The organism is Streptomyces sp. NPDC056479 (assembly GCF_042795335.1).
Taxonomy (GTDB): domain Bacteria; phylum Actinomycetota; class Actinomycetes; order Streptomycetales; family Streptomycetaceae; genus Streptomyces.
The window spans coordinates 102797-120732 of sequence record NZ_JBHTRZ010000006.1 but is presented as its reverse complement, the minus strand read 5'-3'; the positions used below and the strand labels follow the sequence as shown (position 1 = coordinate 120732).

The following is a 17936-nucleotide window of genomic DNA, read 5'->3' as shown; positions in this document are numbered from 1 at the left end:
CAAAAGAGAGGGGGGACAACGGACTTGTCACTGTCCCTCGCCCGGGAGAGGACGGGGGGGGGGGGGGGGGGGGGGGGGGGGGTGTTCCGCCGCCCCCCCCCCCCCCCCCCCCGGCCCCGCTGCTGTTCGGCGGCGGCCGCCGCTATCACGTGCGGCGTTCGTCGCTATCCCGTACGGCGTTCCAGGAGTACGACTCCGTAGGCGGTGCCCTTGACGGTGTACCGGGCGTCGGGGTGCAGGGTCCGGGCGTAGGCCTCGACGTCGCGGTAGCGCTTGCGGGAGTTGTCCAGGGCGATGAAGTCCGGCTCGACACCGTGGGTGTTGCTGACCCAGAAGACCCGGCAGCGTGCGGTCAGCCGGCTGATCGGGGCGATGTTCGCCTCGACGGAGGCGTCGTCGGGAACCTCGGCGAGCAGGCGCTCTATCGCGCTCACGCGCGCGGGCTTGCGGTAGATCTCGCCTTCTGCCAGCGCGGCCAGCGGCAGCGAGGTGGTCAGCGCGAGCGCGGCGGCCGCGACGGCGGCGGGCAGGTGATGGACGTACGAACGCAGCCACGCGCGCGTGCTGTGCCGGCTGATCGCGAGGGCGTCGACGAGCGCGAGGGTGACGACCGGCATGAGGACGGCGTTGTAGTGCCAGTCCGTCCCCCAGTACTGCGGATAGGAGGAGACGAAACGCCAGCCGATCGTGGGCAGGGCGACGAGCAGGATCGGGGACCGCAGGGCGAGCAGTCCGGTGGTGGGTATCAGAAGCCAGGCGAGCGTACGGAGCTTGGTGTCGAGGCCGTCGAGGGGCCCGCCGCCGCCCGACTCGTTCACCTTGTTCCAGTAGTCGTAGGTGCCGCCGGAGTTGAAGCTCGGTATGACCACCAGGAGCGTCACCGCGAGGGCCACCGCACCGAGGACGGCGACGCCGATCGCGTACCGGTACGCGCGCGGCGAGTCCTTGCGGGCCCGCCAGGCGACGACCAGGGCGATGGCGGTGAGGGTGAACCCCAGGTCCTCCTTGACGAGGACGAGCGGAACGGCCCACAGCAGCGCGGCCCGCCACCGCCGCGCGAGAAGCGCCTCCAGGGAGAAGGCGATCAGCGGCACGGCGAAGCAGATCTCGTGGAAGTCGAAGTCGACGGCCTGCTGAAGCCCCCACGACAGCCCGAACGCGATGCCGATCGCCAGCCCCCGCTGCCGCCCGAGCAGCCGGGCCGCGGCGCGGGTGACGGGGACGGCGGAGAGCGCGAAGAGCGCGGCCTGCGCGACGAGCAGGGTGACGGGAGAGGGGAAGACCCGGTAGAGCGGCGCGAGGAGGACGGTCACCGGACTGAAGTGATCGCCGAGGATGTTGAACCCGGGTCCCTTCAGGTCGGCGACCGGCGCCTGCAGATGCGCGTACGACCGGATGACCTGCTCGAAGATGCCGAGATCCCAGGAACGCTGGCCCAGATGCCGGAAACGGCCCACGGAGACGATCGCATAGCCCACGAAGAGCACGACGGCGAGGAGCCAGGGGTCACGCCGGCCACCCGGGTCGGGGTGGGCGTGGCCCGGGTCGCTCGCTGCGGGCGCCGGTATGTGAGGGTCCGAGGAGGTGTCCGCGGGTGCGGACGTGGCGGGGGTGGGCATGAGGGGACCTTACGCGGTGTGCATCCCTGGCCTTTACTCGCGGGCGGGGCGGTGTGGGGCACACCAGGGGCAGCCGTCTTCGGTCGCCCATTCCTCACGGCGGTCAATTCATGAGAACGGACGTTATCCACAGCCCCAGGCGTCCACCCGCCCGGCGACGTACGCTGGAACACCCGGCTCGTCACACGTGTCGGGCCCTTCGTGTTGCCCACCCCTGGACGGAAAGCGCCCTCCATGAGTCTGCACGGTCTGCTCGACGCCGTAGTCAAGGACACCGCCCTCGCGGAAGCGATCACGGCGGCCGCAGACGGCAACCGCATGCACGTCGACCTGGTCGGCCCGCCGGCGGCCCGGCCGTTCGCCATCGCCGCCCTCGCCCGCGAGGCCGACCGTCCGCTCCTCGCGGTGACGGCGACGGGCCGCGAGGCCGAGGATCTGGCGGCGGCCCTGCGCTCCCTTCTCCCCTCGCAGGGGGTCGTGGAGTACCCGTCCTGGGAGACCCTCCCGCACGAGCGCCTCAGCCCCCGCAGCGACACCGTGGGCCGACGCCTGGCCGTGCTCCGCCGCCTCGCCCACCCCAGGGATGACGACCCCGAGACGGGCCCCGTCTCCGTGGTCGTGGCACCGGTGCGCTCCGTGCTCCAGCCGCAGGTCAAAGGCCTCGGCGACCTGGAACCGGTGGCGCTGAGGACCGGAGAGACCGCCGACCTGAACGCGATCGTGGAGGCCCTCGCGGCCGCCGCGTACGCGCGTGTGGAGCTCGTCGAGAAGCGCGGCGAGTTCGCCGTACGAGGCGGCATCCTGGACGTCTTCCCGCCCACCGAGGAACACCCTCTGCGGATCGAGTTCTGGGGCGACGACGTCGAGGAGATCCGCTACTTCAAGGTCGCCGACCAGCGTTCCCTCGAAGTCGCCGAGCACGGCCTGTGGGCCGCGCCCTGCCGGGAGCTGCTGCTCACCGATGACGTACGGGCACGCGCGCGTGCCCTCGCCGAGGAGCACCCCGAGCTCGGCGAACTGCTCGGCAAGATCGCCGAGGGCATCGCGGTCGAGGGCATGGAGTCCCTGGCGCCGGTCCTCGTCGACGACATGGAACTGCTGCTCGACGTCCTGCCCAAGGGCGCCATGACGGTCGTATGCGATCCGGAACGGGTACGCACGCGTGCCGCCGACCTCGTGGCGACCTCGCAGGAGTTCCTCCAGGCGTCCTGGGCCGCCACGGCCGGCGGCGGCGAGGCGCCCATCGACGTCGGCGCGGCCTCCCTGTGGTCCATCGCCGACGTCCGCGACCGCGCGCGCGAGCTGGAGATGATGTGGTGGTCGGTCTCGCCCTTCGCGGCCGACGAAGAGCTCGACGCGGACACCCTCAAGCTCGGCATGCACGCGCCGGAGTCCTACCGGGGCGACACCGCCAAGGCCCTCGCCGACACCAAGGGCTGGCTCGCCGAAGGGTGGCGCACCGTCTTCGTGACCGAGGCCCACGGCCCGGCGGCCCGCACGGTCGAGGTGCTCGGCGGCGAGGGTGTCGCGGCGCGTCTGGAGGCCGACCTGGGGGAGATCTCCCCGGCCGTCGTCCACGTCGCCTGCGGTTCGATCGACTACGGCTTCGTGGACCAGGCGCTCAAGCTGGCCGTCCTGACCGAGACCGACCTGTCCGGGCAGAAGGCGGCCGGCAAGGACGGCGCCCGGATGCCGGCCCGCCGGCGCAAGACCATCGACCCGCTCACCCTGGAGACGGGCGACTACATCGTCCACGAGCAGCACGGCGTCGGCCGCTACATCGAGATGGTGCAGCGCACCGTCCAGGGCGCCACGCGCGAGTACCTCGTCGTCGAGTACGCCCCCGCCAAGCGCGGCCAGCCCGGCGACCGGCTGTACATCCCCACCGACCAGCTGGAACAGATCACCAAGTACGTCGGTGGCGAGGCCCCCACCCTGCACCGCCTGGGCGGCGCCGACTGGACGAAGACCAAGGCGCGCGCCAAGAAGGCGGTCAAGGAGATCGCCGCCGACCTGATCAAGCTGTACAGCGCGCGGATGGCGGCCCCCGGACACGCCTTCGGCTCGGACACGCCCTGGCAGCGGGAGCTGGAGGACGCCTTCCCGTACGCCGAGACCCCGGACCAGCTGACGACCATCGCCGAGGTCAAGGAGGACATGGAGAAGTCGATCCCGATGGACCGCCTGATCTGCGGCGACGTCGGCTACGGCAAGACGGAGATCGCGGTGCGGGCCGCGTTCAAGGCGGTGCAGGACGGCAAGCAGGTGGCCGTACTCGTCCCCACGACCCTGCTGGTGCAGCAGCACTTCGGGACGTTCTCCGAGCGCTACTCGCAGTTCCCGGTGAACACCCGGGCCCTGTCCCGCTTCCAGAGCGACACCGAGGCGAAGGCGGTCCTGGAGGGTCTGCGCGAGGGCGCGGTGGACATCGTGATCGGCACGCACCGGCTGTTCTCCTCGGAGACCAAGTTCAAGGACCTGGGCCTGGTCATCGTCGACGAGGAACAGCGCTTCGGCGTCGAGCACAAGGAACAGCTGAAGAAACTGCGCGCGAACGTCGACGTCCTGACGATGTCCGCGACCCCGATCCCCAGGACCCTGGAGATGGCCGTCACCGGCATCCGGGAGATGTCGACCATCACGACCCCGCCCGAGGAGCGCCACCCGGTCCTGACCTTCGTCGGCCCGTACGAGGAGAAGCAGATCGGCGCCGCGATCCGCCGTGAACTGCTGCGCGAGGGCCAGGTCTTCTACATCCACAACCGGGTCGAGTCGATCGACCGCGCGGCCGCCCGCCTGCGCGAGATCGTCCCCGAGGCACGCATCGCGACGGCGCACGGCCAGATGTCCGAGCAGTCGCTGGAGCAGGTGGTCGTCGACTTCTGGGAGAAGAAGTTCGACGTCCTGGTGTCGACCACGATCGTCGAGTCCGGCATCGACATCTCCAACGCCAACACCCTGATCGTGGAGCGCGGCGACAACTTCGGCCTCTCCCAGCTGCATCAGCTGCGCGGCCGAGTGGGCCGGGGAAGGGAGCGCGGCTACGCCTACTTCCTGTATCCCCCGGAGAAGCCGCTCACCGAGACCGCCCACGAGCGCCTCGCCACCATCGCCCAGCACACGGAGATGGGCGCGGGCATGTACGTGGCCATGAAGGACCTGGAGATCCGGGGCGCCGGCAATCTGCTGGGCGGCGAGCAGTCCGGCCACATCGCGGGCGTCGGCTTCGACCTGTACGTCCGTATGGTCGGCGAGGCGGTCGCGGACTACCGCGCCTCGCTGGAGGGCGGGGTGGAGGAGGAGCCGCCGCTGGAGGTCAAGATCGAGCTCCCGGTCGACGCCCACGTCCCGCACGACTACGCGCCCGGCGAGCGGCTCAGGCTGCAGGCCTACCGCGCCATCGCCTCCGCCAACACGGAGGAGGACATCAAGTCCGTACGCGAGGAACTCGTCGACCGCTACGGCAAGTTGCCCGAGCCGGTCGAGAACCTCCTCCTGGTGGCGGGTCTGCGCATGCTGGCCCGCGCGTGCGGCGTCGGCGAGATCGTCCTGCAGGGCAACAACATCCGGTTCGCGCCGGTGGAGTTGCGTGAGTCCCAGGAGCTGAGGGTCAAGCGCCTGTACCCGGGCAGTGTCATCAAGCCCGCGGTGCACCAGGTGCTGGTGCCCCGCCCGAAGACCGCGAAGGTGGGCGGGAAGCCGCTGGTCGGGCGGGAGTTGCTCGGCTGGGTCGGGGAGTTCCTGGCGTCGATTCTGGGGTCGTGAGCCGGGCGGGTTCCAGGGCGCCTTGACGTTTCCTGGGCTCCCCGGGGGCCCCAGGAGTCCCTGGGGTCGTCAGTCGGCCCGCACCTCGGTGTTCTGGCAGGCGTGCAGGAGCCACCTTCCGTCGTCCTGCCTGGTCATGACGTAGAGCGGGGCGCCCTCCGTGTCGCCCTGCGGCGAGTGGTAGACCTGCCGGACCTTCACGGCCGCGACATCGGGGCGCAGGAACTGCGTGTGCGCCACCTCGTAGGTGACCTCGCCGTCCCAGGTCGCGGCCGGCAGCACGGCACGGGTGAACTCTGCGATGGCCTCGAGACCGATGAGGACCTTGCCGTGGGCCGTGGTCCACAGGGCGTCGGGGTGGAAGAGGGCGAGGAAGCCGTCGGGGTCCTTGGCGCGCTGGGTACGTTCGACCGTGGCGACGACCTCGGCCATGGCCTGGAGGTCTTCGTCGGCGACGGCCTTGCCTTCTGCGGTTTCGGTGGTCATGCGGATCACCTTGGGACCTCAAGTGGGCTTGAGGTCAAGCGTCGATCGCAGGCTGCTCAGAGTTCGTCCGAAGGCTCGCTGCGGAACAGCATCACCGCCAAGGTCCGGAACACCTCCTCGGGGTCCTGGTCGCCGACCGGGCCGTCCAGGTTGTGGCTGAGGAGCAGCGTGGCGAAGCCGTGGGCGAGGGACCAGGCGGCCACGCCGGCCAGGCGGTGGTCGATGCCGAGTTCCTCGGGCCGTACGGCGGCGACGGCGCCGCGCAGGGTGTCGGCGGCGAGGGCGCGTGCCGTGGTCAGTTCCAGGTCGCCGGCGCGCAGCAGCTCGGGTCCGAACATCACCTGGAAGTGCGCGGGGTGCTCGCGTGCGAAGCGGACGTAGCGCACGCCCGCGTCCTTCAGGTCCGCGGCCTCGATGAGGGCGGTCGCCAGCAGTCCGAACCCCTCGGCGGCGATCGCCGTCAGCAGGCCGGTGCGGTCCTTGAAGTGATGGGCCGGCGCCGCGTGCGAGACACCGGCGCGGCGGGCGAGGTCACGCAGGCTCAGCGCTGACGGGCCGTCGGCGGCGATGACGTCCAGCGCCGCGGTGAGGATGGCTCTGCGCAGGTCGCCGTGGTGGTAGGGGCGGCGGGTGGACGGCTGTTGTGCGGCTGTCATGGGCAGCAGCGTACGCCCAATCTTGGCGGCGACAAGTTTCTGTTATCTAGACATTGACAAGTTGTTCGGAGTGAGGCAATCTTGCCAGTGTCAAGTTGTGAGTCGCGAAGGGTGCCGGAGATCCCGACACCTCGAACCAGGGGGAGCGTCATGGTGAAGCAGGACGGCGGTCTGGAGTCGAGTCGTGTACGTCAGCTCTGGCACCTGCTGGAGCCGCTGCACGCGGTGCTGTACTACGCGCCGGAGGCCTTCGAGGAGGCGGCCGCGATCGGATACGCCACTGAGGAGCGCTGGCCCAGCTACTTCCCTTATCGGGCAGCGCCGTTGGGGCCGGTGAGCGCGGAGCAGGTCGCGTCCGCTTTCTACAGCTTCAGCCCGCGCATGGTCGCCGAACACATCGACCCGGCTTGGAAGATCGCGACCCCCGAGGCCCTGTTGGCGGCGCGGATGCGCGGGGTCGACCGGGCCTACCGTGCGATATTCGCCGACCGGATCGACAGCCCGGAGCTGGCGGAGGCAGCGGCCCTCGCACGCCGTGCGGCCGAAGCGACGAACACGGCGGGCCGCCCGCTCGCCGCGGCCAACGCCGCCTTGGACTGGCCCCAGGCTCCGCATCTCCAGCTCTGGCAGGCGGCGACCCTGCTGCGTGAACACCGGGGCGACGGCCACATAGCCGCCCTGCTGGTGGCCGGCCTGGACCCCGTCGAGTCGCTCGTGTCGTTCGCGGCCATAGGCGCCGCATCCGTCGAGCGCTTCGAAAGCCGTGGCTGGAGCCCCGAGGAGTGGGCGTCCGCCCGCGACCGCCTGGTCGCCCGAGGTCTGGTTCACGTCGACGGTACGGCCACGGAGGCGGGCCGCGAACTGCGCCGCAGCGTCGAGGAGCGCACCGACCAACTCGCTGCCGGGCCCTGGCAGTCACTCACGCTGGACGAGGCCGACCGGCTCGTGGAACTGCTCGGCGAGTTCTGGGTCGCGGTGCTGTCCTCCGGGCTGATGCCATCGGAGACGACGTTGGGGATCGGGAAGGTCTGAGGGGCGGGCGCGTTGGAACGACGTGCACTGAACGGCTCGTTGTGACCAGGGCGTCGTGAACGACGTTCGTCGACCGGTCGGTGCGAAGCCGCCCGCAGGAGGTGCAGCTCCGCGGACGGCCTCTGTTCTCGAGGTGGCCCGATGAAAGCCTCGCCATGATGCCTGCGCAGGCAGGGCGTTGCAGCCCGCCCTCGCGTCGGGGTCGTGCCCGACCGGTCTCGTGGTCCTCCGCGGGCCGCGGCCTTACGGCTGCTCGGGCCTGTCCCGGTCCATGCCGGCTTCGCGCTCCATCCGCCGCTGCGCTTCGTCGACCTGGCTCTCGTACTTGTTGCCCGTCCGCTCGTTGACCTTCCGCTCCGCGGTGTCGGACGCGTCCTGCGCCTTTTGCTGGGCGTGGCGGTTCTTGAACTTGTCGAAGATGCCCATCCAAGAGCTCCTTCCGGAGGTGATTCATCACCGACGATACGCCCGAGGTACGAGGTATGCGCGATTGATCCCGTTCTCGTCTGAACCTCCTGCCTGGGACCTCTGCCTCGAACCCCTGCCTGCGACGTCCTCCCTGGACCTCCCGAATGCCGCGGTGCGCCGGGTCGCTACCGTGTGCGCGACGGTGTACCAGGGAAGACCGCCGGTGCGGGGCGGAACGGGCAGCAAGGGGAGGGACGCATCGTGATGCGTCTGAGGGGCGGGGCGGCGAGCGCCGCGGCGATGCTCGGCATGGTGCTGGTACTGGCGGGCTGCGAGAACGTCGATCTGCCGGTGGACGACGAACCCTCGGGCTCGGTCCCGGCCGGCGGATCCGGTCGTGCCGTGAGCCCACTGGACAACCCCGACGGCACGAAACCGGGGCTCGCGCCCCTCACCTCGGACGCCGACCGGGCCGAGGCGCGGGCGCTCATCGAGAAGGTGACGACGAAGGGCCGTGGCCCCAAGACGGGCTACGACCGGGACAAGTTCGGCTACGCGTGGATGGACTCGGCCCCGGGCGGCATCCCGTTCGCCCGCAACGGCTGCGACACCCGAAACGACCTTCTCAAGCGCGACGGCGAGGACGTCAGCTTCCGCTCCGGCTCCGACTGCGTCGTGATGTCCATGACCCTGGACGACCCGTACACCGCCCGGACGATCGAGTGGGCCAAGTCCCGCGCCACGACCGTACAGATCGACCACGTCATGCCGCTGTCGTACGACTGGCAGATGGGCGCCTCCCGGTGGCCGAAGGGCAAGCGGCAGGACATCGCCAACGACCCTCTCAACCTCATCCCGGTCGACGGCCCGACCAACGGCTCCAAGGGCGACTCCGGCCCCGCGTCCTGGCTGCCCCCGAACAAGCGGATCCGCTGCTCGTACGTAGTGCGCTTTGCCCAGGTGTCACTGAAGTACGACCTGCCCGTGACCACCGCCGACAAGGAGATGATGCTGCGCCAGTGCGCGGGGTGACCCGTCGCGCGGGCGGGAGCCGAGCCGTGGGCCGAAAACGGCTTTCCGGCGCGGGCGGCCCGAGCCTACGGTTGCCGGCATGGAACTGAAGGTGGCGAGCCTCGCCGAACGCCCGGAGATGCTCGGCCCGGTCCTGGAAATGCCGGACACCTGGCCGGAGTTCGTCGTCCACGATCCGGTGGGCAACGCCCACTACGGCCGGATCCCGCGCGAGTTCCCGGAATACGCGCTGTTCGCGGAGGACGAGCGGGGCGAGGTCGTCGCCCATGCCTTCAGTGTTCCGTTCGCCCTGCACGCCGAGGGACGCGGGCGGCTGCCTGCCCGGGGCTGGGACGAAGTGCTGGTGTGGGCCTTCGCCGACCTGCGGGCCGGAGTCCGCCCCGACACGGTCAGCGCCATCTCCGTCGTCATCTCCCCGCACGCACTGGGCGGCGGCCTGTCCGCCCGGATGCTCTCCGCGATGCGCGACAACGCCCGCGCGCACGGCTTCCGCGAGGTCGTCGCGCCGGTCCGCCCCAACGCCAAGCACCTCGAACCGCACACCCCCATCGAGGAGTACGCCCACCGCGTGCGCCCCGACGGTCTGCCCCACGACCCGTGGCTGCGCGTCCACGCCCGTGCCGGTGCCACCATCGACTCCATCGCCCCGGCCTCGATGACCATCGCCGGTTCGCTGGAGCAGTGGCGCGGCTGGACCGGCCTGCCCTTCGACACCGCGGGTGAGATCGAGGTGCCCGGCGCGCTGGTGCCCGTGCGGTGCGAACCGGAACGGAACCACGCGGTGTACGTCGAGCCCAATGTGTGGATGAGGCACTCGATCTGAGCCGCCCGGGGCGGGCGGAGTCGGGGCGGGCGCGCGCGATGGGCCCGGAAGTCGAGCCTCCGCGCGACCTGCGCCGTCTTACGAAGTGATCAGCACGACAACGGTTCGGTACAACCGGTGACCGTATGTCGGTGTCGGCCTATACGCTCGAAGCGACAATCGCACGACCGAGGTTGCCTGCCCCGCACCGGGCGGGGTCGGTCGGCCCCGCAGGTCCACTTCAGGCATCAGGAGCAGCCATGCAAGGCCACGGCTACACGCAGCCGGTGAACCAGCCGCCGCCAACCGGTTGGCTGGTCTTCCTGCGCGTGGTGTTCGTCGTGATCTCGGTGCTGAGCTTCGGTCTGCTGATGTGGACGATGATGCTGCGCCTGGCCATCGTGACCCGTAGGGCGCTCGACTGGTGTCTGTTCGCGGCGTCGATCGTGGTGGAGTTCCTCGGTCTGTACCTGATGGGTTCCGAGCCCGGGGACGAGATCCACACCGTGGGCGGCTGGACGGGCCTCGCGCTCGTTCTGGGCGGCCTGGTGGCCTCGATCGCGTACTACCTGTCCGCGGACATACGCCACTTCCACCAGCTCCGCTTCGCCGGCTACCCCGCGCAGCGGCCCCCGACCCAGTCCTACGGCTATCCGCAGTCCCGGTCGCCGTACTCCAGCACCACGGTGCCGCAGTCGCCGTCGATGCCCCAGACACCGATATCTCAGACGCCGATACCCCAGACGCCGGCGCCCCGCACGCCGGTCCCGCCGCCCCCGCAGCGGCCCGCGCCCGCGCGTATCGACCAGGTGCGTGCCGAGCTCGACGAGCTCAGTGACTACCTGCGCAAGCACGACGGGCGGCAGGACGGCAACCACGAGGGCGGAAGGTGACCGTGGCGACAGGACGCGTCGTCGCCGGCCGCTATGAACTGTCCACGCTCATCGGACAGGGCGGCATGGGACAGGTCTGGACGGCCTACGACCAGCGACTCGACCGGCGGGTGGCGGTGAAGCTGCTGCGCCCGGACAAGGTGGCCGGGCAGGAGGCGGGCGAGCTGCGCCGGCGGTTCGAGCGTGAGTGCCGGGTCACCGCGCAGGTCGACCACCCCGGGCTCGTCACGGTGCACGACGCCGGCAGCGAGGGCGAGGAACTGTTCCTCGTCATGCAGTACGTCGACGGTGTCGACCTCGCCGCTCATCTGGCCGAGCGCGAGCAGTACCCCTGGCAGTGGGCGGTCGCGATCGCCGGGCAACTGTGCGCCGTACTGAGCGCCGTGCACGCCGTGCCGATCGTTCATCGCGACCTCAAGCCGCGCAACCTGATGGTGAAGCAGGACGGCACGGTCACCGTCCTCGACCTCGGCGTCGCCTCCGTCATGGACGCCGACACCACCCGCCTCACCCACACCGGCACCCCCATCGGCTCGCCCGCCTACATGGCCCCCGAGCAGGCGATGGGCGGCGCGGTCGGCCCGTACACCGACCTGTACGCACTCGGCGTACTGCTGCACGAACTCCTCAGCGGAGACGTGCCGTTCTCGGGTTCGACGGCGCTCGGCGTGCTGCACCGGCATCTGTACGAGCCCCCGGTGCCCGTGCGCCGGGTCCGCCCCGAGGTCCCGGAGGCGCTCGAAGCGCTGGTGCTGCGCCTGCTCGCCAAGGACCCGCAACATCGCCCGGCATCCGCTCAGGAGGTGTATGAGGACCTGGCGCCGCTCCTGCCCGCGCGCGGCATGCCCACCGGAGAGCCCCGCGACCCCACCCGCCCCTTCCTGCGCCCGCACGCCCCCTGGCCGGACCGCGCCCGCACCCCGGCGCCCCAGCCCGCTCCCGCCACCCCGATCCCGTCCGACATCGAGAAGACCGGTGTCGCGCGGGCCGTCGACGAGGTCAAGCGCCTCCTCGGCGAGGGCCGTATCACCCAGGCCGTCGACATCCTCGGCGCGATCCTGCCCACCGCCGCCGAGCAGCACGGTGAGCACTCCCCGGTCGTGCGCACCCTGCGCAAGCAGTACGCGGCCACGCTCATGGACGACGGTCAGTACCGGCGTGCGCTGCCCGAACTGCGCCGTCTCGCCGACGAACGCGCCGCCGAGGCCGGCCAGGCCGACCCACAGGCCCTGCGCTTCCGCTTCGACGTGGCCCAGTGCCTGGAACAGCTCGGCGATCCGGCGGCCGCGCTCGCCCAGTACCGCGCGCTGCTGCCGTACTACGAGAACCAGTACGTCTCCGGCGACCCCGAGCTCGCCCACGACGTCCGCCGCCGCATCGGCCACCTCCTGCTCGCGCTGGGCGACCGGCCCGCCGCCCACGACACCCTGGCCCGCCTGCTGATCGACGTGGAGCGCAGGCACGGCCCCGGCCACCCGGTCGCTGCGGAGGTAAGGCGGACCCTGCAGTGGCTGGGGCAGGTGCGCGGCTAGCGCACCGCGCGCCAGGACGTACCGCAGCGGCTACTGCGGCTCGGAGCGGCTGCACGATCACCGTGGACCGCGACGCCTGGGACGGACCGTTGGCCATCAGGGGCTGACCCCCGTACGGCGAGGTGCGGCGGTGCCCGAAGTCCTGGTGAATCGTTGGTCCAATGGGTTGGCCAGAGCCTGCCCACTGCCTACCATCGATCACCGCAAGACTTTGTGCACCGTCGCACAAGCTCTCCTCGGGAGGTCTCCTTGCACCGCCGCCGTCGTACCGCGCTCCTGCTCTCCGCCGTGATCGTCGCGGCGCCCCTGCTCACCGCTTGCGGATCCGACGCGCACCCCGGTGCGGCCGCCGTCGTCGGCGGCCAGCGGATCACCGTCTCGCAGCTGGAGAACAGGGTGAGCGAGGTCCGCGCGGCACAGCGCGCGGCCGTGCCGGACGAGGCCGCGTACGCGCAGGTCATCGCCAAGTCCGGCAGCCTCCCGCGCGACGTCCTGCACAACATGGTCCTCGACGAGGTCCTGCACGAGGCCGCTCAGGACGCGGGCGTGAGCGTCACCCGCAAGGAGATCCAGGGGATGCGCGGCGAACTGGAGGACCAGGTCGGCGGCGCCAAGGCCCTGGAAGCCGCCTGGCTCCAGCAGTACGGCATCCCGCCGCAGCGCCTCGACGAGAACCTGCGCCTCCAGCTCGAGGCCCAGAAACTCGCCACCAGCCTCGGCACCGACACCGGCAAGCCCGCCTTCTGGAACGCGCTGGCCGAGGCGTCCAAGAGGCTCGACATCGACCTCAACCCGCGCTACGGCACCTGGGACGTCCAGAAGAGCAGCCGGGCCGACGCCAAGACGCCGTGGGTGCGCGAGGTGACGGCGGCGGGGACGCCGCAGACGATGTGACCGCCGGGCTGTCCCGCCCGGCCTGTGGATAACTCCGGGGGTCGTCGGTCGCTTGGGTTACGTTCGGATCGTGAACGCAACCAGTCCCGAAGCCGCCGCCCCCGGCCGCATCGTCCTGCTCACCACCAGCCACCGCGTCGCCCCCGGCCTGCTGTCCTGGCCCGCGTGGCAGGTGCTGCACTCCGCCGACCGTGTGCTGTGCGCGGACGGCGCGCATCCGCAGCTGCCGTATCTGCGCGAGGCCGGGATCAGCGTCGACGAGGCCGCCCCGACCGCCCAGGACCTGATCGAGGCGTGCGCCGGCGGCCGCACGGCCGTGGTCGTGGCGACCGGAGAGGGCGAGCCCGCACTCACCGACGGCCTCGCCCGCCTCGCCGGCACCGGCCGCGTCCAGATGCCGGACCTGGAACTGCTCCCTGCCTCCTACGACCTGCCCGGCGCCCGTCTCCTCGACCTCGTCCAGGTCATGGACCGCATCCGCACCGAGTGCCCGTGGTCCTCCCAGCAGACCCACAAGGGCCTGGCGAAGTACGGCATCGAGGAGGCCTACGAACTCGTCGAGGCGATCGAGGACGGCGACCGCGACGAACTCCGCGAGGAACTGGGCGATGTCCTCCTCCAGGTCGTCTTCCACGCCCGTATAGCGGAGGAGGACCCGGAGGCCCCCTTCTCCATCGACGACGTGGCCGGCGGCATCGTCACCAAGCTCATCCACCGCCACCCCCATGTCTTCGGCGACGAGACGGCGACGACCCCCGAGGAGGTCAAGGAGCACTGGCTGCGCACCAAGGCGGTGGAGAAGCAGCGCGAGTCGGTGACGGAGGGCATCCCCCTCGGCCAGCCGGGACTCGCCCTCGCGGCGAAGCTGGCGTCCCGGGTGCGGACGGCGGGCCTTGAGGTGCCGCTGCCGACGGGCGAGGGCCTCGGGTACGAGCTGCTGGCGATGGCGGTCAGAGCGGAGGCGGCCGGGGTGGACCCGGAGGCGGCCCTGCGGGTGGCGGCACGCGCCTACCGGGACGCGGTGCGAGCCGTTGAAGGCCTCGGCGCCCAGTAGCGTCCCCCGCCCTCGCCGGACTCCCCGCTTCCCCGCGCCCTCAGCAGAACCCTCGTTTCCCGGCCCCCTCGCCTTCGCACTCCCCCCAGACGGCCCCCGCTTCCCGCCCCCTCGGCAAATCCCCCAACCCGCCAGCTACCGTCAAGGAGTGACCAACCAGCCCCACCCCCCGACCCCCACCCCCGCGGCCCCCGAGCTCTTCACCTGGGAGTTCGCCACCGACCCCTACCCCGCGTACGCCTGGCTCCGTGAGCACGCCCCCGTGCACCGGACCCGGCTGCCCAGCGGGGTGGAGGCCTGGCTGGTCACCCGGTACGCCGACGCCAAGCAGACCCTCGCCGACCCCCGGCTCTCCAAGAACCCGGCTCACCATGACGAGCCCGCGCACGCCAAGGGCAAGACCGGTATCCCGGGGGAACGCAAGGCCGAGCTGATGACGCATCTGCTCAACATCGACCCGCCGGACCACACCAGGCTCCGCCGGCTCGTCTCCAAGGCCTTCACGCCCCGCAGGGTCGCCGAGTTCGCCCCCCGGGTGCAGGAGCTCACGGACCACCTCATCGACCAGTTCGCGCGGAAAGGGAGTGCCGACCTGATCCATGAGTTCGCCTTCCCGCTCCCCATCTACGCCATCTGCGACCTGCTCGGCGTCCCCCGCGAGGACCAGGACGACTTCCGGGACTGGGCGGGCATGATGATCCGGCACCAGGGCGGCCCGAGGGGCGGGGTCGCGCGGTCGGTGAAGAAGATGCGCGGGTATCTGGCCGACCTCATCCACCGCAAGCGCGAGGCACTCCCCGCCACCCCCGACCCCGGGGAGGACCTCATCTCGGGCCTGATCCGCGCCTCCGACCACGGTGAGCACCTCACCGAGAACGAGGCCGCGGCCATGGCCTTCATCCTGCTGTTCGCCGGTTTCGAGACAACCGTCAATCTCATCGGCAACGGCACCTACGCCCTGCTCACCCACCCCGAGCAGCGCGCCCGTCTCCAGTCCTCCCTGGCCGCCCACGACACCGCCCTCCTCGAGACCGGCGTCGAGGAACTCCTGCGCTACGACGGCCCCGTCGAGCTCGCCACCTGGCGGTTCGCCACCGAGCCGCTCACCATCGGCGGGCAGCAGATCGCGGCCGGCGACGCCGTCCTCGTCGTCCTGGCCGCCGCCGACCGCGACCCGGCGCGGTTCGGCCACCCGGACGTCCTGGACCTGGGCCGCCGTGACAACCAGCACCTCGGTTACGGCCACGGCATCCACTACTGCCTCGGCGCCCCGCTCGCCCGTCTGGAGGGCCAGACCGCCCTCGGCACGCTCCTCACCCGCCTCCCGGACCTCCGACTCGCGGCGGATCCGGGGGAGTTGAGATGGCGCGGCGGACTGATCATGCGCGGACTGCGCACTCTTCCGGTGGAGTTCACCCCGCTTGGGTGAGTCTGTCCGCCCTCGCGAACGTGACATGCGCTCAAGTCTGTGATCTTCACGTGATCTACGCGGCATTAACTTGTGACAAGTGATCGTCTGCCTATACGTTCACGGATCAACAAGGCGCCCAGGTTTCACGCGCCACAGTCACTGCTGTCTCGTGAAAGGCGCCCGCATGCTCTCCGGGAACGGTCGTCACCGTCGCCCTCGTCAGGCTCCGGCTCTTCTCGTCGCGGCCGGGGTGACCGGTTCCGCCATCGCCATCCCGCTCCTCGGTGCCTCGGGCGCCAGCGCGGCCGACGGCAATGTGTGGGACAAGGTCGCCGAGTGCGAGAGCGGCGGCTCCTGGAGCGCCGACACCGGCAACGGGCGGTACGGCGGACTCCAGTTGACCCAGGACGACTGGGAGAAGTTCGGCGGCCTCGACTACGCCTCCACCCCCGACCTGGCCAGCCGCTCGCAGCAGATCGCCGTGGCGCAGGACGTCCTGGCGGACCGGGGGACCAGCCCCTGGGGCACCTGTGCGGTGCTCAACGGGCTCACCAAGGCGTCCGGCTCGGTCGACCTCGACACCGGGGTGGCGGAGGACTCGCCCTCCGAGGTGTCCGGATCCTCCGGATTGCTCGATTCGCCCAAGTCGTCCAGCTCGTCCAGCTCGTCGGGTTCATCTGATTCATCGAGTGATTCCGAGTCCTCCGGCGCGTCGGCCTCGTCCGGCGATGCCTCGAACTCGCCGAGCGACTCATCCGACGCTTCGTCCGAATCGCCCGATAATTCCTCGTCTTCGCCCTCATCGTCCGCTTCGGCCGACAAGTCTGCGAAGTCCGATGCGTCACCCGACTCGGAAGCCTCACAGTCGCCGGACAGCTCTCCCATAGAGACCCCCAAGAGCGACAATCAGGACAACTCTGAGCAGGATGCGGGCTCCTGGAGCCTTGTCGACACCGGGTCGATCGACGACGCGGCGGCCGGCTCCGGGCGTCATCGCGGCCCCAGCGCCGACGAGAGCGCCGCCGTCGAGGGCGCCGTCAAGTCCTCCGGTCGCCACGCCTCGTACAGCGTCCGCCCCGGCGACACTCTCGCCTCCATCGCCGACTCCCTTGAGCTCGAGGGCGGGTGGCGCGCGCTGTATGACGCGAACAAGAAGGCCATCGGCGCCGACGCGAACCACATCTTCGCCGGTCAGACCCTGGACGTCCCTGCCGAATAATGGTCGAACAGGGCGAAAAACAGCGGCAGTTCGCGTCACGTTTCGCCATGTAATGTCCGTTTTGAAAGCAGTGAGAGATAGATCTCAGAAGCCCTGATCGTCTTTGTAATTCCCCGATTCGCGTGTCTACGGTCATGACCGCTCGCCACCAGTGCGAGCCCCGACAGCCGTCACGCCGAATCCTGCCGGCGGCCGTACGGGAACAGTCGTCGCGTCAAGCGCCGTAGGCAGGAGCGGGGGACCCAAGGTTTGCGCCGGGTCCGGCAGTTGAGGTCCTTCGGGGCCGCACGGCCGGAACCGGCTCGGGGTGAAGTCGCGCAGCGGGAGCCGAGAGGCGAACGTGCGCGGCCGGGCAACTCAACCGGCCCGAACCCGACAGCTCACCTCGTAGGCGTCGGTGAGGGGATCCAACCATGCTGTTTTCCAGCAAGGGCAAGCACCGTCGTCCGTCCAAGGCCGCTCGCGCCATCGCCGTCGTCGGCGTCACCGGTGCCGCCGCCGTCGCCGCCCCGCTGATGGCCGCCGGCAGCGCCTCGGCCGCCACCGCCTCCGAGTGGGACGCCGTCGCCCAGTGCGAGGCCGGCGGCAACTGGTCGATCAACACCGGCAACGGCTACTACGGCGGTCTGCAGTTCTCCGCCTCCACCTGGGCCGCGTACGGCGGTACCCAGTACGCCTCCACCGCCGACCAGGCCACCAAGGCCCAGCAGATCGAGATAGGCGAGAAGGTCCTCGCGGGCCAGGGCAAGGGTGCCTGGCCGAACTGCGGCACCGGCCTGTCGAGCGCCGCCTACAACGGCTCCTCCGCCAGTGGTTCCTCGCAGAGCAGCGAGACCACCACCCGCTCCTCCGAGCAGCAGTCGGCCTCCCGCTCCGCCGACCGCCCGGCCGCCAAGAAGAGCACCAAGACCGTCACCACCCCGACCGGCAAGAAGGTCAAGAAGGGTGACGGCGAGTACAAGGTCGTCAAGGGCGACACCCTCAGCTCGATCGCCGAGAAGAAGAACGTCAAGGGCGGCTGGGAGAACCTCTTCAAGCTGAACAAGGACATCGTCGAGGACGCGAACCTGATCTACCCGGGTCAGCAGCTGCACCTGAAGTAAGCCGGCGCGGCGGGCCGCGACATCCGGCGG

At 70.6% G+C, this 17936-nt stretch carries 15 protein-coding genes and 1 riboswitch; of the genes, 11 read left to right on the top strand and 4 right to left on the bottom strand.

The features are described 5' to 3' along the window. Nucleotides 1–164: 164 nt before the first annotated feature. The gene (locus ACFQ6S_RS23965; RefSeq protein WP_383413268.1) at nucleotides 165–1619 is read right to left on the bottom strand and encodes a DUF2079 domain-containing protein; all 1455 of its coding nucleotides are present in this window, start codon (nucleotides 1617–1619) and stop codon (nucleotides 165–167) included. 234 nt (nucleotides 1620–1853) lie between these two features. Here ACFQ6S_RS23965 and mfd point away from each other — a divergent pair, with 234 nt between their 5' ends. After that, on the top strand, nucleotides 1854–5384 hold the full coding sequence (gene mfd / locus ACFQ6S_RS23960) for a transcription-repair coupling factor (protein ID WP_383413265.1): 3531 nt from the start codon (nucleotides 1854–1856) through the stop codon (nucleotides 5382–5384). Between the two features lie 69 nt (nucleotides 5385–5453). On the opposite strand, the gene ACFQ6S_RS23955 is transcribed toward mfd, so the two are convergent. Both ACFQ6S_RS23955 and ACFQ6S_RS23950 read right to left on the bottom strand, forming a co-directional pair. Further along, nucleotides 5454–5870, bottom strand: coding sequence for an SgcJ/EcaC family oxidoreductase (locus ACFQ6S_RS23955; RefSeq protein WP_383413262.1), 417 nt, complete (start codon nucleotides 5868–5870; stop codon nucleotides 5454–5456). 56 nt (nucleotides 5871–5926) lie between these two features. After that, on the bottom strand, nucleotides 5927–6526 hold the full coding sequence (locus ACFQ6S_RS23950) for a TetR/AcrR family transcriptional regulator (RefSeq protein WP_383413259.1): 600 nt from the start codon (nucleotides 6524–6526) through the stop codon (nucleotides 5927–5929). 150 nt (nucleotides 6527–6676) lie between these two features. Here ACFQ6S_RS23950 and ACFQ6S_RS23945 point away from each other — a divergent pair, with 150 nt between their 5' ends. Further along, on the top strand, nucleotides 6677–7558 hold the full coding sequence (locus ACFQ6S_RS23945) for a hypothetical protein (RefSeq protein WP_383413257.1): 882 nt from the start codon (nucleotides 6677–6679) through the stop codon (nucleotides 7556–7558). 243 nt (nucleotides 7559–7801) lie between these two features. Here ACFQ6S_RS23945 and ACFQ6S_RS23940 read toward each other — a convergent pair whose 3' ends face one another. Next, the gene (locus tag ACFQ6S_RS23940; RefSeq protein WP_383413254.1) at nucleotides 7802–7984 is read right to left on the bottom strand and encodes an Rv0909 family putative TA system antitoxin; all 183 of its coding nucleotides are present in this window, start codon (nucleotides 7982–7984) and stop codon (nucleotides 7802–7804) included. 246 nt (nucleotides 7985–8230) lie between these two features. On the opposite strand from ACFQ6S_RS23940, the gene ACFQ6S_RS23935 reads away from it, so the two are divergent. From ACFQ6S_RS23935 to ACFQ6S_RS23895, 9 genes are all read left to right on the top strand, one after another. Continuing rightward, entirely contained in the window at nucleotides 8231–8998 is a 768-nt protein-coding gene (locus ACFQ6S_RS23935) for an HNH endonuclease family protein (protein WP_383414519.1), read from the top strand. 79 nt (nucleotides 8999–9077) lie between these two features. After that, complete coding sequence (locus ACFQ6S_RS23930) at nucleotides 9078–9821, top strand: N-acetyltransferase (RefSeq protein ID WP_383413251.1); 744 nt, start codon at nucleotides 9078–9080, stop codon at nucleotides 9819–9821. 239 nt (nucleotides 9822–10060) lie between these two features. Further along, on the top strand, nucleotides 10061–10693 hold the full coding sequence (locus ACFQ6S_RS23925; RefSeq protein WP_383413249.1) for a hypothetical protein: 633 nt from the start codon (nucleotides 10061–10063) through the stop codon (nucleotides 10691–10693). 38 nt (nucleotides 10694–10731) lie between these two features. Beyond that, complete coding sequence (locus ACFQ6S_RS23920; RefSeq protein ID WP_383414516.1) at nucleotides 10732–12225, top strand: protein kinase; 1494 nt, start codon at nucleotides 10732–10734, stop codon at nucleotides 12223–12225. Nucleotides 12226–12474: 249 nt separating this feature from the next. Next, complete coding sequence (locus ACFQ6S_RS23915) at nucleotides 12475–13119, top strand: SurA N-terminal domain-containing protein (RefSeq protein ID WP_383413246.1); 645 nt, start codon at nucleotides 12475–12477, stop codon at nucleotides 13117–13119. A gap of 70 nt (nucleotides 13120–13189) precedes the next feature. After that, complete coding sequence (locus ACFQ6S_RS23910) at nucleotides 13190–14173, top strand: nucleoside triphosphate pyrophosphohydrolase (RefSeq protein WP_383413243.1); 984 nt, start codon at nucleotides 13190–13192, stop codon at nucleotides 14171–14173. Nucleotides 14174–14321: 148 nt separating this feature from the next. Beyond that, complete coding sequence (locus tag ACFQ6S_RS23905; protein ID WP_383413240.1) at nucleotides 14322–15602, top strand: cytochrome P450; 1281 nt, start codon at nucleotides 14322–14324, stop codon at nucleotides 15600–15602. 166 nt (nucleotides 15603–15768) lie between these two features. After that, nucleotides 15769–16803 (top strand): transglycosylase family protein, encoded by a 1035-nt coding sequence (locus tag ACFQ6S_RS23900; RefSeq protein WP_383413237.1) that lies wholly within the window; start codon nucleotides 15769–15771, stop codon nucleotides 16801–16803. A gap of 209 nt (nucleotides 16804–17012) precedes the next feature. Continuing rightward, a riboswitch (cyclic di-AMP (ydaO/yuaA leader) is annotated at nucleotides 17013–17212 on the top strand. Between the two features lie 4 nt (nucleotides 17213–17216). Then, the gene (locus ACFQ6S_RS23895; protein ID WP_383413235.1) at nucleotides 17217–17906 is read left to right on the top strand and encodes a transglycosylase family protein; all 690 of its coding nucleotides are present in this window, start codon (nucleotides 17217–17219) and stop codon (nucleotides 17904–17906) included. The last annotated feature ends 30 nt before the right edge of the window (nucleotides 17907–17936 follow it).

Coding starts and splice junctions, on each gene's coding strand:
- ACFQ6S_RS23965 (WP_383413268.1), bottom strand. CDS start 1,619: ATGCCCACCCCCGCCACGTCCGCACCCGCGGACACCTCCTCGGACCCT.
- mfd (WP_383413265.1), top strand. CDS start 1,854: ATGAGTCTGCACGGTCTGCTCGACGCCGTAGTCAAGGACACCGCCCTC.
- ACFQ6S_RS23955 (WP_383413262.1), bottom strand. CDS start 5,870: ATGACCACCGAAACCGCAGAAGGCAAGGCCGTCGCCGACGAAGACCTC.
- ACFQ6S_RS23950 (WP_383413259.1), bottom strand. CDS start 6,526: ATGACAGCCGCACAACAGCCGTCCACCCGCCGCCCCTACCACCACGGC.
- ACFQ6S_RS23945 (WP_383413257.1), top strand. CDS start 6,677: ATGGTGAAGCAGGACGGCGGTCTGGAGTCGAGTCGTGTACGTCAGCTC.
- ACFQ6S_RS23940 (WP_383413254.1), bottom strand. CDS start 7,984: ATGGGCATCTTCGACAAGTTCAAGAACCGCCACGCCCAGCAAAAGGCG.
- ACFQ6S_RS23935 (WP_383414519.1), top strand. CDS start 8,231: ATGCGTCTGAGGGGCGGGGCGGCGAGCGCCGCGGCGATGCTCGGCATG.
- ACFQ6S_RS23930 (WP_383413251.1), top strand. CDS start 9,078: ATGGAACTGAAGGTGGCGAGCCTCGCCGAACGCCCGGAGATGCTCGGC.
- ACFQ6S_RS23925 (WP_383413249.1), top strand. CDS start 10,061: ATGCAAGGCCACGGCTACACGCAGCCGGTGAACCAGCCGCCGCCAACC.
- ACFQ6S_RS23900 (WP_383413237.1), top strand. CDS start 15,769: ATGCTCTCCGGGAACGGTCGTCACCGTCGCCCTCGTCAGGCTCCGGCT.
- ACFQ6S_RS23895 (WP_383413235.1), top strand. CDS start 17,217: ATGCTGTTTTCCAGCAAGGGCAAGCACCGTCGTCCGTCCAAGGCCGCT.